The organism is Pediococcus ethanolidurans (assembly GCF_964062635.1).
GTDB lineage: Bacteria > Bacillota > Bacilli > Lactobacillales > Lactobacillaceae > Pediococcus > Pediococcus ethanolidurans.
Genome location: NZ_OZ061250.1, coordinates 775,429 through 789,058 on the forward strand (window position 1 = coordinate 775,429; position 13,630 = coordinate 789,058).

General features: G+C 37.9%; 16 protein-coding genes and 1 other annotated feature. Of the genes, 12 read left to right on the plus strand and 4 right to left on the minus strand.

What is annotated here, in order from left to right; genetic code table 11:
* The first annotated feature begins 4 nt into the window (after positions 1-4).
* Genes AB3219_RS03890 through AB3219_RS03905 form a run of 4 tightly spaced genes read left to right on the plus strand, consistent with a single transcriptional unit; the run spans position 5 to position 2,291 of the window.
* Positions 5-334, plus strand: coding sequence for a MucBP domain-containing protein (locus AB3219_RS03890; protein ID WP_367369321.1), 330 nt, complete (start codon positions 5-7; stop codon positions 332-334).
* Positions 335-348: 14 nt separating this feature from the next.
* On the plus strand, positions 349-1,572 hold the full coding sequence (locus tag AB3219_RS03895; RefSeq protein ID WP_367369322.1) for an LPXTG cell wall anchor domain-containing protein: 1,224 nt from the start codon (positions 349-351) through the stop codon (positions 1,570-1,572).
* Positions 1,572-1,919, plus strand: a complete 348-nt coding sequence (locus AB3219_RS03900) for a hypothetical protein (RefSeq protein ID WP_216754520.1) — start codon at positions 1,572-1,574, stop codon at positions 1,917-1,919. Before AB3219_RS03895 ends, AB3219_RS03900 begins: the two co-directional genes overlap by 1 nt.
* Before the next feature lie 48 nt (positions 1,920-1,967).
* The gene (locus AB3219_RS03905) at positions 1,968-2,291 is read left to right on the plus strand and encodes a hypothetical protein (RefSeq protein WP_216754519.1); all 324 of its coding nucleotides are present in this window, start codon (positions 1,968-1,970) and stop codon (positions 2,289-2,291) included.
* 56 nt (positions 2,292-2,347) lie between these two features.
* Here AB3219_RS03905 and AB3219_RS03910 read toward each other — a convergent pair whose 3' ends face one another.
* The 4 genes from AB3219_RS03910 to treR form a co-directional block, all read right to left on the minus strand.
* Complete coding sequence (locus AB3219_RS03910; RefSeq protein ID WP_308704609.1) at positions 2,348-3,289, minus strand: IS3 family transposase; 942 nt, start codon at positions 3,287-3,289, stop codon at positions 2,348-2,350.
* Entirely contained in the window at positions 3,226-3,762 is a 537-nt protein-coding gene (locus AB3219_RS03915) for a helix-turn-helix domain-containing protein (protein WP_057785073.1), read from the minus strand. The genes AB3219_RS03910 and AB3219_RS03915 overlap by 64 nt, the downstream gene beginning before the upstream one ends.
* Positions 3,763-3,831: 69 nt before the next feature.
* Positions 3,832-5,484, minus strand: a complete 1,653-nt coding sequence (treC, locus tag AB3219_RS03920; RefSeq protein ID WP_263766173.1) for an alpha,alpha-phosphotrehalase — start codon at positions 5,482-5,484, stop codon at positions 3,832-3,834.
* A 38-nt stretch (positions 5,485-5,522) separates the two neighbouring features.
* A complete protein-coding gene (treR, locus tag AB3219_RS03925) occupies positions 5,523-6,239 on the minus strand; it encodes a trehalose operon repressor (RefSeq protein ID WP_057807656.1) in 717 nt (238 codons plus the stop codon).
* Positions 6,240-6,479: 240 nt separating this feature from the next.
* On the opposite strand from treR, the gene AB3219_RS03930 reads away from it, so the two are divergent.
* The 8 genes from AB3219_RS03930 to AB3219_RS03965 all read left to right on the plus strand — a co-directional run bounded on the left by AB3219_RS03930 (position 6,480) and on the right by AB3219_RS03965 (position 13,289).
* Complete coding sequence (locus tag AB3219_RS03930) at positions 6,480-6,971, plus strand: PTS glucose transporter subunit IIA (protein ID WP_216754671.1); 492 nt, start codon at positions 6,480-6,482, stop codon at positions 6,969-6,971.
* A 17-nt stretch (positions 6,972-6,988) separates the two neighbouring features.
* Complete coding sequence (locus AB3219_RS03935; RefSeq protein ID WP_216754672.1) at positions 6,989-8,491, plus strand: PTS transporter subunit EIIC; 1,503 nt, start codon at positions 6,989-6,991, stop codon at positions 8,489-8,491.
* 243 nt (positions 8,492-8,734) lie between these two features.
* Positions 8,735-8,938: a binding site (T-box leader), on the plus strand.
* Between the two features lie 76 nt (positions 8,939-9,014).
* Complete coding sequence (locus tag AB3219_RS03940; RefSeq protein ID WP_263807465.1) at positions 9,015-9,572, plus strand: ECF-type riboflavin transporter substrate-binding protein; 558 nt, start codon at positions 9,015-9,017, stop codon at positions 9,570-9,572.
* 4 nt (positions 9,573-9,576) lie between these two features.
* Positions 9,577-11,286 (plus strand): ABC transporter ATP-binding protein, encoded by a 1,710-nt coding sequence (locus AB3219_RS03945; protein ID WP_367369323.1) that lies wholly within the window; start codon positions 9,577-9,579, stop codon positions 11,284-11,286.
* Positions 11,279-12,112 (plus strand): energy-coupling factor transporter transmembrane protein EcfT, encoded by an 834-nt coding sequence (locus tag AB3219_RS03950; RefSeq protein ID WP_216753892.1) that lies wholly within the window; start codon positions 11,279-11,281, stop codon positions 12,110-12,112. Before AB3219_RS03945 ends, AB3219_RS03950 begins: the two co-directional genes overlap by 8 nt.
* A 227-nt stretch (positions 12,113-12,339) precedes the next feature.
* Positions 12,340-12,546: a hypothetical protein gene (locus AB3219_RS03955; protein ID WP_057807640.1), complete on the plus strand. Its 207-nt coding sequence runs from the start codon at positions 12,340-12,342 to the stop codon at positions 12,544-12,546.
* 59 nt (positions 12,547-12,605) lie between these two features.
* Positions 12,606-12,839 carry a DUF2922 domain-containing protein gene (locus AB3219_RS03960; RefSeq protein ID WP_216753893.1) on the plus strand — a complete coding sequence of 78 codons (234 nt, stop codon included), beginning with the start codon at positions 12,606-12,608 and terminating at the stop codon, positions 12,837-12,839.
* 228 nt (positions 12,840-13,067) lie between these two features.
* Entirely contained in the window at positions 13,068-13,289 is a 222-nt protein-coding gene (locus AB3219_RS03965) for a hypothetical protein (RefSeq protein ID WP_057750945.1), read from the plus strand.
* Positions 13,290-13,630: the final 341 nt, after the last annotated feature.

The window sequence follows — 13,630 nt, forward strand, 5'->3', positions numbered from 1 at the left end:
TTTAATGTTTAAACAACGAATTTATCAAAAAGTATGGCTTACATGCTTATCCCTGCTGAGTTTTGTGCTGATTTTAGGAGTGCCAATCCATGCCCAAACTGATGCAACAAGTTCTGCCAGTTCAAGTGTCACAGCTAGTTCTGCTAGCTCCATTAAACAAACTAGTAGTTCGGCGGCCACAACCACAAGTAAGGCAATTACTAATGCAACGATTGTTGTAAAGTATGTGAATCAAAATAATCAACCCATTGCTGCAGAAAAGGTTTTGAGCGGTAAAGTTGGAACAAAGTACAATGCAACAAACTTAAAAAAACAATTAAAGGCTACCGGTTAAAAACAACACAAAATGTGATCGGTCAGTATTCGGTCAATCATGCGGCAATCGTTTTTACATATCATGGTGTCAAAGTAAAACTAACCATTCATGATATTGACGACTGGAAAAATAATCTTGATGAAGAACAGGGGATTAAACGATCCGTTACGGGTTACTATGGAGATACTTACAAGATAAAACCATTAAAGTCCGACGGTGAAACTTTGATTAGTAGTCCGTCCATCTTGACTGGTCAGTATCCGTTAAAGAACAAAATAATTACATTAAGATATACGCAAACGATGAACGATGTGGTGTTTAGTTCTGACAAATCAGTGACGGTTTCGGAAATAATTCTGGGACGTTTAACCGATGTGATTCAAACGTATCCCAATGGTGAAAAAATAGCGGTCATTGTGAACAATAATGGTGTTTACCGAGTAGGTACAAGCAAAAGTAAATATACAATTGTCGCTTTCAAACAACTTAAAACTTTAAAACGGAACGAAACGGTGCAAGTTGTTTCTACCAGAAAAACGCAAACGCAAACTTCGGTATTACCAGATGGGTATATACGAATCCAAAGAATTGTTAAAGGCAGAAATTATCAAACTGATGGTTCATTAACGAGTCCAAGCGGTCATATTACAAGTGTCCTTACAACTGTTAAAGATGGGGTAAAATCAGATGTTTCTGAAGAAGGACCAGGCATTCCACCAACTCAGGTTGCGCAAACTTGGCCTAATGGAGATATTTTGACCACGTTAACCATCAATAAAAATAAGTTGCAAGTAACGTTACGAAATAAAACTAAGGATGTTTTGAGTACTAGGATTATTACAAAAGCTCCCAACTCAGGCTATATTTTTAAGTTAAGTCAGAATCAGTATCTTGTTTATCAAGTTGGCGCTCAAAAAAAGATCACAACCACACTAATTACTGGAAATCAGTATAAACGGCAGTCCTTTACTGTCCATGGAGCTGTTAAGATAAATCAGGGTAAACTCAGCTTGAATCAGGTAGCCAAACAGGCTTTGAAAAATGGTGACTTGAAGGCTTTTGTGGCAGCAACTTCAACTTCAAAAACTAAGAAATCGGTTAATCCTAAACAACTCGTCAACAAACCAAAAGCGGTGAAAAAAAGCACCAGTCGCAAATTGCCAGCAACTGGTGAAAGTCAGATAACTCCTTTAGCGGGAATCGTGTTATTTTTGATTTCTGGAAGTATCTATATCAAATATAAAAAGATGATGTGATGTTGAAAATAGATAAAGCATTCTCTTATTTACTGAGATTTATAGCAACACTAGTGTCACTATTTATAGTATTTATAGGCTATTTTGGGTGGGGTATTGACCATGCCGATCATTATGAATGGAGTTATTTTCGTTTAACTGATATTGGTATGTATTTGATAGCTTTTACATTATTACTTGAAGTCATATGGATGTGGTTTTCAAAAAAGTGGAAGCCACAAAGAATTGTAAACGTTGTGGCAGTGTTAAATATTATTTTAGCTGTTTTTTGGTTAGCGTTGACTTGGCCACATTTATTGATACCGCTTATCATCAGCTTTGTTGGTTTTGTATTCGCATTTACGTAGAAAGTGACGTGAAAAGCTTTGCTAAAATCGTCAAAATATCTTAACTACATGTTAAAAATTATTGCTGTTTTGGTTTCGCTTTATTTGTTGGCATTGTACTTCTTTGACTGGGGACTTGGTCATGGTGGTTCACCGGAGAGTGGCTATTTTGAGTGGTTCGATATTTTGTACTATATGTCTTGTATCGTTATGATATTTGAAACGGTTGGATTGTTTATCCCTCAACAACTGAAGTATAAAAAATGGATTTATTTGCTTGGAATACTTGGTTTAATAATCGTACTCGGAGTGGGATGGAATATTGCTGTCCTAACTGTGCCGGTGGTTATTGCTAATATCTTTTTTACCGCAATCTTTATGTTTGTTAAATAAAAATCTCCAATTACCTTTTTTGGTAATGAAGTGAACCCTTAAAATTGGACAAATTGTTAAGCTGCTTTTTGAACGGCGAGTTCTCGGTATTTTACCGGGGGCTTGCCGTTTAATTTTGTTTTGATACGACGGTTGTTATAGAAGTCTATCCAATCTTTCATTGCTTGAATTAGGCTAGTTTTATCTTCAAAATGTTCATCCATCATTTCTGCTTTCATAATATGAAAGAATGACTCCATTACTGCATTATCAAGGCAAGTCGCTTTACGAGACATACTTTGGAATGCATGATGTTCTTTCAAGAGCGTTCGCCATTGGCGATGTTGATACTGAAAGCCTTGGTCAGTATGAACTGTTGTCCGATAATTTAGTGCCGGAAGTCCTTCTAAAGCTTCTTTGAGCGGTTTAATGGCGAATTCAACTGTTGGATGTTCACTTATATTAAATGCTAAAATTTCTCCAGAGAATAAATCTAGTACCGGTTCCAAATAAACGCGTTCATTTGTTCCCATAGATCCATATCGAAATTCACTGACGTCTGCTACAAGTTTTTGATAGGGTCTGTCGGTCTTAAAGCGACGCTTTAACCGATTAGGGGCAATCCTACCAACTAATCCTTTATACGAGTTATATTTACGAGTTTGGCGATTAAAGGCATGACATATCCAGGCATGTTCTTGCATAATACGTAAAACCCGCTTGTGATTTATCTGAAATCCTAAATCATGCAGAGCACTTGTAATTCGACGGTACCCGTACTTCTTTGTGTATTTTAAATCTTGTTGTCGAATTTCATCAATTGCTTGAATAACTTGATCGTCATTGAATTTTCGACCTTCATGATTTCGAGTGTAGTAATACGTGCTACGCGGTATTTTAATTACTTTGAGAATCAATTTAATTGATACTTGGAATATTTGCCTCAACTCAGTCGCTATTTTCGAGATTTCCTTTGTGCTGATTTTTTCCGAGCTAAGGCTTCTAATTTTTTTAAGTATTCATTCTCAATCTTCAACATTTGATTCTCTTTTTGGAGTTGCTTTAAAGTATCTTTTGTTGTTGAGTTGTCCTTTTGGACAACTGGTTTAGCGTTCTCATTCTTGTGTTTTGCCATATTTTTCGAGTTGCCTCGCTTTCGCTCAAGCCCTTTAATTCCTAATGTCTCAAATCGCTTTTCCCATTGCCAAATTGTACTTGGCGAGGATAAATTAAAGTGTAAGGCGGTTACTGGAAGTGAGGCCTGATTTTGTTTCCTCCAGTTTAATACATCAACTTTAAACTGACTAGTGTATTCTAAGTCCATGGCTTTTGGCTGAAGTCCTTTAATACCAAATCTTTCAAATCGCTGAATCCAAATTGAAACGGTAGCCTTGCTGCCAATCCCATACTTTCTCGCTAGTGAATAAGCTGCCTGACCACTTAAATACTCGGTGACAATCTTAACTTTAAAATCGAAATTAAATTTACTCATAAATGAAACCCCCAAAATTGGATTTTTCTGTCCAACCTTGGGGGTTCACTTTATAACTGGAGATTTTTATTAATTTAATAAGAAGGCCACTGATTGATAAGGCTTAAGTTCAATTTTGGAGGTGAAATTGATTCGTGCTGCATAATTCGAGATTAAGAGTTTAGCTTGACGTTTAATCAAAGAATCGGGTAATTGAACCGAGGTTGTTTCACCATAAAAATTATTTAATACGACTAAAGTTTGATCTTTATACTTCCGTAAATAAGCAAAAACCTGACGATCGGTTTCTAACAGAGGTTTGAAATCACCCACCGAAATGATGGGTTGTGTTTTTCGTAAGATAATTAACTTCTGATAATAGGTAAAGATTTCACCATGAGCTAATTCATCAGCAACGTTAACTTCTGCTTGATTCGTAGGCATTAACCACGGCTTATGCTTAGAAAAGCCGGCGTATTCGGAACTATCCCATTGCATTGGTGTTCGACTATTATCACGTGATTTTGTTTTGACGATTTCAAAAGCTTCAGCCGGTGTTTTTCCAGCAGCTAGCAGCTCTTTATAAGCATTTTTACATTCAATATCAACGTAATCATTCATCGATTGATAATCAGGATCGCTCATCCCAATTTCTTCACCCATATAAATATAAGGTGTTCCTCGCAGCAAGTGCATGGTAGTGGCCAACATTTCTGCAGACTTTGCACGGTAATGAACAGGATCACCAAAGCGATTAATTGCGCGCGGTTGATCGTGGTTATTCCAGAAGAGGGCGTTCCAACCGCCGCCCTTGGCCATTCCAAGTTGCCACTCGGTCAAAATTTGTTTGAGTTTCATGAAATCAAATGGTGTTTTGGTCCATTTTTCACCGTTGGCATAATCGACTTTCAAATGATGGAAAGTGAAAACCATAGTTAATTCGTGGTTAGCTGGTAATGTATACTGCACGCTATTAGGAATGGAGGTAGATGACATTTCGCCGACTGTAATGGCATCGGGATCTTTGCCAAAACTAGCACGATTCATTTCTTTTAAGTAGTCTTGCACGATTGGTGTATCGGTGTAAAGCGTCTTGCTGGCAACATTTGCCGGTGCATCAACCAACTTAGTTTCCTTACCCGTGACATTAATGACATCAAAACGAAAACCTTGAACACCCTTCGCTTGCCAAAAGTTGATGACTTTAAAAAGTTCCTGACGAACTTCTGGATTATGCCAATCTAAATCAGCTTGGGTCGGATCATAGAGATGTAAATAATATTTTCCGGTATTGCCAAACTTCGCCCATGCTGGACCGCCAAACTTAGATTCCCAGTTGGTCGGTAAATCACCATTTGGTTTTGGATCACGGATGTAATAAAAAGCTTGATACTTTTTATCACCGGCCAAGGCTTTTTGAAACCATTCATGAGCAGTTGAGGTGTGATTTAACACCATATCCAGCATAATACTAATATGGTGTTCTTTTAGTTTGGCTGCCAATTCTTCAAAATCGGCCATGGTTCCAAAAGTTGGATCAACCTTGTAATAATCAGCAATGTCATAACCATTATCATTTTGTGGTGAAACAAAAAAAGGATTAAACCAAATCATATCGATGTTTAACTTAGCGATGTAAGGAATTTTTTGAATGATACCTCGTAGATCACCGATACCATCGCCATTACTATCGTAAAAGGATTTAGGATAAATTTGATAGATTACTTTATCTTGAAAACTCATTTTAAGCACTCCTTAATGTAAAGTAGCTGAACTACTTTTTAATTGATTTTTTGTCGTCGCGCAAAGTCCACAAAGTTGAACTTATCAGGGCGATGAATAGATTCTGTAAATTGAAATAAGGTGGTATCTTCCAAATAAGTTTGACTACGCACAACCACGACATCTTGATGTGGTTCTAAAGCCAGCAACTGAGTTTCTTCTTTTGTGGGATGCTCAACCGTAATGGTTTTAGTGGCGTAGCTAATTTTGAGACCTAACTTACCTTCAAAGTAGGCGTATAAAGAGTCGGCCGCAACTTCATATGGAATTTTGGAAACACAATCTTTAAGAATATAATCGCGATCTAGCACAATTGGCTCGTCGTTAACGATTCGTAACCGTTCAACATAGGTAGCAGCTAGATCTGAATCTGATTGATAATCAAATTTTTCAAGTGGCACATATTGATCTTCAATACATAAAACTTTAGTGGAAGAGTTCATATGTTGTGATTGATTTAATTCTTTAAAAGAGGTTATTCCAGAAACCGGAAAATTGAAGCGTTGTAAATTTAAAACAACAGAGCCTTTGCCACGAATTTTTTGAATAAAACCATTGGTTAACAATGCAGACAACGCTTTGCGAATGGTTTCACGTGAAGTTCCATATAATTGTGCTAGTTGAGTCTCACTCGGTAAATAACTTCCAACAGGATAGATATGGTGAATAATTTTATCGGCCAAATCATGATAAATTGCACTGTATTTATTTCGCATAATTGCTCATCTCCTAAAACGCTTCCATAGTACCATATTCTGGCTAGTATAGACAAGACAAAAACATTAATAAACTTAATTATTATTTGATAGTACTTGTTATAAATAAAGTTAGTCAAAAAAGTTGACAACATGTATATACAGGGTGTATGATGATTTTGTTGTTAAGAAAGCGCTTTAAAAAACATAATGTGGTTATTTTAAAATTTAACTTTAATATTTGAAACGGAGTGAATACCAATGTTTGGATTTGGAAAAAAGAAAAAGGTTGTTGATGACGATTCAATTTATGCACCGGTGAATGGTGAGGTCATTGATTTAAGTGAAGTTAGTGATCCCGTTTTTGCTCAAAAGGCGATGGGTGATGGTTTAGGTGTAAAACCAAGCGATGGTCATATTAGGAGTCCGGTTGCCGGGACAGTTTCGATGGTAGCAAGTACGAAGCATGCGTTAGGATTGACCATGGCAAATGGATTAGAAGTTTTAATTCACATGGGGGTTGATACCGTTGATTTAAAAGGCGCACCGTTTACAGTTAATGTAAAACCTGGTGATATTGTCAATGGTGGCGATTCGGTAGCTACGATTGATTTGGATCAAGTAAGGGATGCTAAATTGGATGATGTGATCATTGTAGTATTCACGAATACGGCTGATAAATTAGATCATCTTGATGTAAAGACAGGCAAAACTACCGCAAAAGATAAGATTGGTTCAGTTACCGTAAAATAGTAAGGGAGGTATTTAAAATGGCAAAGGACTACACAAAACTTGCTTCTGATATTATTGAAAATGTTGGTGGTAAGGAAAACATAAAAAGTTTAATTCATTGTATTACGCGACTTCGTTTTTATTTAAAGGATGAAAGTCTCGCAAAAGATGATGTTATTAAGGGCTTGGATGGCGTTATTGAAGTTCGTCATGCGCAGGGCCAATATCAAGTTGTTATCGGTGCAGCAGTTACAGATGTTTACAATGCCGTGATTGCGCAACTTGGTCAAGAGTTTGCCGATCCTGATGCTACTGAAGCTGCTGTTGCAGAAACGGCCGCTGCAGCAAAGGGTCCAGATAATCGTAATTTTACTGAAAAAGTTAAGGATGGTTTTGATGCTTTAATTGGTGTAATTACGGGCTCAATGATGCCTGTTATTGGATTGTTAGCTGCAAGTGGTATCTTAAAAGGATTACTACAAATGGCAGTTTACTTCCATTGGACAACGATTACTTCGCAAACATATATTATTATTTCAGCAATGGGCGATGCAGCATTTTATTTCTTACCAGTAATTGTTGGTTTTACTGCTGCGCAACGTTTGAAGGCTGATCCCGTGATCATGGCTATTATTGGTGGTGTATTAATTTATCCTTCATTATTCTCAATTGCCACCGGAACTAAAGTATCAGGACATTTGTTGGGGATGGCTTTAAACACGAACTTGTTTGGTTTACCAATTCACATGGTTAATTACACCTACTCAATTTTCCCAATTATTGCGGGTGCATGGATGGCACACTACATTGAAATTTGGTTGAAGAAATGGATTCCACAAATTCTTCAGATGATTTTTGTACCGTTGTTTGAAGTGATGATTGTTTCTGCTTTGATTATGATTGTGGTTGGCCCAATTATTACTTTGATTAGTACTGGAATTTCAATTGTGTTGGATGCTGTATTGAAGTTCAACTATCCAATTGCCGGATTGTTAATCGGTGGTTTCTATCAAATTTTGGTTATTTTCGGACTTCACTGGGCGATTGTACCTTTGATAGCTAATGATATTGCTTCAAAGGGTTACAGTTATTTAAATGCGATTGTTTCAATGACCATGGTTGCGCAAGGTGCTGCTGTATTAGCGATTTTTCTTAAATCAAAGATTGCATCCATTAAGGAACTTTCGGGTGCTGCTGCGATTTCGGCGTTTGTTGGAATTACGGAACCTTCTATTTATGGTATTAACTTGAAGTATGGACGAGCGTTCTTGACTGCTAATATTGGTGCGGCAGCTGGTGGCTTGGTGACTGGATTGTTGAATGTTAATATGTATGGATTTACGGGTTCAATTATTGGATTTCCATCATTCTTTACGCCGGCGCGATTTGGTGGCGGTATAAGTAATGAAATCAACTTTTGGATTGCTACAATTGTGACGTTGGTTGTGGGCTTTGCTTGCACTTGGTTCTTCGGATTTAAGGATGCGGATGTGGAAGCAGAGAAGAAAGTTGTTCGTCATAAGACGATTGGAAAAAACTAGAGTGTTTCAAAGAGCGTCTAGCTTCTGAGCATTAGCATAAAGGCCCCCAATGATTCGTTTTTGGAATCGTTGGGGGCCTTTATGCTAAGCGGAAGAAGCTGCTCTTTTAAACACGTTTCGGCTATAAAGGTGAAACGTGCACAGAAATTGTTTGCTTTTTGTCAGCTTATTTTACGAATTTTTAATAGAGGCACTTGTTATAAAGTTCGTTTTGGAGTATTATCAAACTTATTCAGAATATTAAAAAATGCTGTGAACAGATGAGTAAGTACAAAGCGGATTTTAAAGAGAGCTAGGATAGTGAAAACTAGCAATGAAGTGGTACTGAAGATGGTCTGGGAGCGTTGCGGTGAAAATAAATTAGCTGCGGGTGTAAAAATCCTTATGAATTGAGATGAACGTTTTTGCGTTCAAATAAAGGTGGTACCGCGGTCAAACGTCCTTTACTTCGAAATGAAGTAAGGGCGTTTTTTTATTGGGTAACAAAAATTAAAAACTATTTTGGGTATAAGGAGAGAGACTTATGAACAAAAAACAAGGAATTTCAGTTAGAACAGTTGTGGCAATCGGAATTGGAACGGCAATTTTCTTTGTGTTGATGCGCTATATTCCTATTCCAACCGGTGTGCCAGACACTAACATTAACTTAGCTTATGGATTCTTAGCGTTAATGGGTGCTATTTTTGGTCCCATTGCAGGCGGTTTAATTGCTTTTCTAGGTCATATGTTTAATGATTTAACTTGGGGTGAACCTTGGTGGACTTGGATTGTTGCCGATGGAATTTATGGTATTTTATTTGGTCTTACACGAAAATATCTAAACATTGAAAATGGCGATTTAACGAAGCGCAAGTTAGTATTGTTTAATGTATATCAGGTTCTCATTGCTATTTTAGTATGGGGAATCATTGCCCCAACTGGTGATGTGTTAGTTTATTCAGAACCAGCATCTAAAGTTTATCTACAGGGAATTACATCGGTAATTTGTAATGCACTTTCTGTGGAAATTCTAGGTACAATTCTCTTGGTAGCATATGCACGAACCCGTTCTAAGAAAGGTAGTTTAAAGAAAGAGTCTTAATTTTATGAAGAAACCAATTATCAGTTTTCAGGACGTGAGTTTTCAATATCAAAGTCAGTCTGAACCTACTTTGCAGCATTTGAGCTTTGACATTTTTCCTGGCGAAAAGGTACTGATTGCTGGAGCATCTGGTTCCGGTAAAACAACGATTAGTCGGCTAATGAACGGCTTAATTCCGTCAGCTTATCCTGGAAGACTAAGTGGCAAAATCTTAATTAACGGCGAATCGGTCACGGATCAAACGATCTTTGACCTTTCTTTGCTTGTGGGCACAGTCTTACAGGATCCGGATACGCAGTTTGTGGGGCTGACAGTCGCTGAAGACATCGCTTTTGCGTTGGAAAATGATGGTGCGAAGCAATCTGTTTTAAAACAGAAAGCCAGTGAGTGGGCCAAATGGTTAAAAATTCCTGCTATTTTGAACAATCATCCCCAAGAAATTTCTGGTGGTCAAAAACAGCGTGTTTCGATGGCAGGAGTTTTAGTAGATGAAGGAAAAATTCTGCTATTTGATGAACCTTTGGCTAGCTTGGATCCGGTTGCAGGGCGTGAATCAATTGAATTAATTGATGATATGCAAAAGAATGGTGAAACAACAACGGTGATCATTGAACATCGAATTGAAGATGTGCTATACAGACCGGTGGATCGCCTTATCTTGATTGATCAGGGCCGATTGGTTGCAAATGAGACACCAGATGAAATATTAAAAAGTGGCATTTTGGCTAAATTAGGCTTGCGTGAACCGCTGTACTTATCAGCCTTAAAGTATGCGGGTGTTGATTTAAATCAGGTGTCAAATGTAGATAGTGTGGATAGGGTGAACTTATCTGCACAAACAACGCAGGCTCTGCAACAGTGGGTTAAGCCAGTATCTGCACGAAAACAGAAAAATGACGCTACTCCCATATTGCAAGCAAAGAATATTTCATTTAGTTATGATTCGAAACAAGTATTAAATAAATTGAATTTAAGCCTCAATGCTGGTGAAATGGTGAGTTTGGTGGGAAGAAACGGTGTCGGGAAAACGACGCTAAGTAACATCATAACCGGTTTTTTACATCAGAGTGCTGGTGACTTAATTCTAAATGGTCACAAAATTAACGAGGCGTCGATTAAGGAACGCGCCGATCATATTGGGTATGTGCTCCAAGATCCGAACATGATGATTTCCAAGAATGTGGTTTCTGAAGAAGTGGCGTTGGGTCTCACATTACGCGGAATTGCACCAGATGAAATTGAAAAACGTGTGAATGAGACGTTGAAAGTCTGTGGCTTGTTTGAATATCGGCACTGGCCAATTTCTGCACTAAGTTTTGGTCAGAAGAAGCGGGTCACCATTGCAGCAATTTTAGTTTTAAATCCAGAATTGCTTATTTTAGATGAGCCAACAGCTGGGCAAGATTGGCAGCATTATACAGAAATGATGACGTTTATTCAGAATTTGAATCGTAAAATTGGCATTTCTGTTATTTTCATTACCCATGATATGCATTTAATGATGGAATATACTGATCGAGTTGTGGTGTTAAACAATGGGGTTATTGCGTATGATGACCAACCGATGAAATTGTTTGCTAATCTGGATCTCTTAAAACAGGCTTCATTAGTGGAAACAAGTTTGTTTACCTTGGCACAACGAATTGATGTTGATCCGGAAGCTTTGATTGCCAGTTTTATCAACCAAGAAAAGGTGGTTCAGGCTAATGAATAACAACGTTTTGATTGGTTACAAACAACGAGATAATTTTGTGGATCGTTTGACGGGAACCACTAAATTAATTGGTTTGATTGCTTTGTCAGTAATTGGGATGGTTAGTTTTGATACGCGCTTTTTGTTGGTGCTCACAATTTGTTCATTGGCGTTGTTTAGGTTGTCAGGAATTAAGTTTCGTGAGGTTTCGTTTATCCTGAGTTTTATTACGGCGTTTTCCGTTTTAAATCTAATTGCGGTCTATGTGTTTGGTCCGCAGTATGGTGTGCATTTGTATGGGACGGAACATGTGATTTGGCAAGGAGTTGGCCCTTACAATTTGACGTGGGAGCAGTTGTTTTATGAATTTAATTTGTTTTTGAAATATATTTTTACGGTGCCGTTGGCGTTGGTGTTTTTGATGACGACGAATCCGAGTGAATTTTCATCGAGTTTGAATCGAATTGGGATTTCTTATCGAATTAGTTATGCGGTGTCGTTGGCGTTGAGGTATATTCCGGATGTGCAGAATGATTATCGTCAGATTAGTAAGGCACAGCAGGCGCGAGGAAATGAGATTTCAAGGAAGGGCAAGTTGACGCATCGGGTGAAGGCGGCGGCCCAGATTTTGTTGCCACTGATTTTTACGAGTTTGGATCGAATTGAGACGATTAGTCAGGCGATGGAGCTTAGAAGATTTGGAAAGATGAAGAAGCGAAGTTGGTATGCGGAAAAGCCGATGAAAAGAAATGACTTTTTGGCGTTGTTGGTGATTGCCTTGGTGGTGCTGGTAGGCATTTATTTGTTTAGGGTGAATGCGGGAAGGTTTTATGATCCGTTTAGGTAAAGTGAGCGAGGCAAGTCGATAAAAGAGCATCTCTAAGTGTGACGGAGGCGGGATCGCAATCATGAGGGCGTTCTTGCTAGATTTATCAACAGCCTAAACTAGAGAATCAGAAATTTCTGATTCTTTTTTTATTTCTTTGTTTACATTTGGCATCCTGAAACGTTATTAGTATATGTAAGCCGTCGCGACACTTACTAAAACGAACCGAAAACTTGGAGGATATCAAAATGGAAAAGAATTGGTTAAAGACTGCTGTTGCAGTAACAATGTCAGGAGAAGGTCATGAAGATGGTCTCAAACGCAGCTTCGCTAATATGCCAGAGGTTGTCACAGATGATCAAATTAAAGGCCTGGGCAATGTACTCGAAGCAGTTTCAAACGATAAATTTGATTTTGCTACAGTAACCACTACAGAAAAAATTGTAAACAACTAAATTAATTAAATCCCACCCCCATAACTACTATGTACAGAAAAATCAAGGAGGATACAACTATGAAACAATTAGATATGGAATTTGTAAGCAGTCTCGGTAAGGTACGCCACATTAAGTTAAAGTATGTGAATGACGGATTGGAACCAGCAGCAGTAAAATCTGCTATGACACAATTGGCAGGTTTAAAGTTATTTGTGAAAGATGATGAAGAATTATATGCAAAACCTCAAGCTGCTAAGTATATCGAAACAATTAACACACCATTGTTTGATGACGAAGCTGTGAAAGCTTAATTTTAAGAAAAGGTTTAATCGATTTCCATGGTGGAAAACGATTAAGCTTTTTTGAAACATTGAAAATAAAAAGTGCTTTTTTGCGCCAGTTTTCAAAATTAGTGTTATAACAAGGGTGTTGGGGTAATCTAAACTAAAAGACAGACTACACAGCAATTTGAATGTGGTACTTGGTGGCTACGGAGGATTGTTGTGCTTCACCCAAAAATATAATTGGAGGTTTTTGATATGGCAGCAACAGCTTATGTAGAAAAAACCGCGCTTTTAGACACGGCAACCAAAGATATTTTTGATTGGAGTGACGATGCAACACCATTGCGAGATGCAATGTGGGACAAAGTCATGGAAAGTAATAATCATAATACTGATAAGACATCTGAACAGGCGGCAAAGTGGGAAGATATGAATGATTCCGACTTGAAGGCAGCAGCTGAAAAGTTGTTGAAGTAAAAAAGAGTGTTAGAAAGAGCGTATAGCTTTCGAGCATTAGCATAAAGACCCAATGATTCGTTTTTGGAATCGTTGGGTCTTTGTGCTAACTACTCCACATTAAGAAAGATTATTAGCCGACAGCGCTAATAATCTTTGATGTTACGGGTGTTGACCATTCTTGTGGCCGCAAACCGGACCGCAAGAAACATGGCAGCGGAGAAAGTTGCTCTTTCTAACACGTTTCAGCTATAAAGGATAAAAGAGGACTCAATGATTCGTTTTTGGAATCGTTGGGTCTTTTGTGCTAACTACTCCACAGTAAGGAAGATTATTAGCCAACAGCGCTAATAATCCTGGAT

What these genes read in the sequence shown, in the direction of transcription:
- AB3219_RS03900 (WP_216754520.1), top strand. Translation starts at nt 1,572, where the DNA reads ATGTTGAAAATAGATAAAGCATTCTCTTATTTACTGAGATTTATAGCA.
- AB3219_RS03890 (WP_367369321.1), top strand. Translation starts at nt 5, where the DNA reads ATGTTTAAACAACGAATTTATCAAAAAGTATGGCTTACATGCTTATCC.
- AB3219_RS03945 (WP_367369323.1), top strand. Translation starts at nt 9,577, where the DNA reads ATGAAGAAACCAATTATCAGTTTTCAGGACGTGAGTTTTCAATATCAA.
- AB3219_RS03965 (WP_057750945.1), top strand. Translation starts at nt 13,068, where the DNA reads ATGGCAGCAACAGCTTATGTAGAAAAAACCGCGCTTTTAGACACGGCA.
- AB3219_RS03955 (WP_057807640.1), top strand. Translation starts at nt 12,340, where the DNA reads ATGGAAAAGAATTGGTTAAAGACTGCTGTTGCAGTAACAATGTCAGGA.
- AB3219_RS03930 (WP_216754671.1), top strand. Translation starts at nt 6,480, where the DNA reads ATGTTTGGATTTGGAAAAAAGAAAAAGGTTGTTGATGACGATTCAATT.
- AB3219_RS03905 (WP_216754519.1), top strand. Translation starts at nt 1,968, where the DNA reads ATGTTAAAAATTATTGCTGTTTTGGTTTCGCTTTATTTGTTGGCATTG.
- AB3219_RS03935 (WP_216754672.1), top strand. Translation starts at nt 6,989, where the DNA reads ATGGCAAAGGACTACACAAAACTTGCTTCTGATATTATTGAAAATGTT.
- AB3219_RS03915 (WP_057785073.1), bottom strand. Translation starts at nt 3,762, where the DNA reads ATGAGTAAATTTAATTTCGATTTTAAAGTTAAGATTGTCACCGAGTAT.
- treR (WP_057807656.1), bottom strand. Translation starts at nt 6,239, where the DNA reads ATGCGAAATAAATACAGTGCAATTTATCATGATTTGGCCGATAAAATT.
- AB3219_RS03960 (WP_216753893.1), top strand. Translation starts at nt 12,606, where the DNA reads ATGAAACAATTAGATATGGAATTTGTAAGCAGTCTCGGTAAGGTACGC.
- AB3219_RS03940 (WP_263807465.1), top strand. Translation starts at nt 9,015, where the DNA reads ATGAACAAAAAACAAGGAATTTCAGTTAGAACAGTTGTGGCAATCGGA.
- treC (WP_263766173.1), bottom strand. Translation starts at nt 5,484, where the DNA reads ATGAGTTTTCAAGATAAAGTAATCTATCAAATTTATCCTAAATCCTTT.
- AB3219_RS03950 (WP_216753892.1), top strand. Translation starts at nt 11,279, where the DNA reads ATGAATAACAACGTTTTGATTGGTTACAAACAACGAGATAATTTTGTG.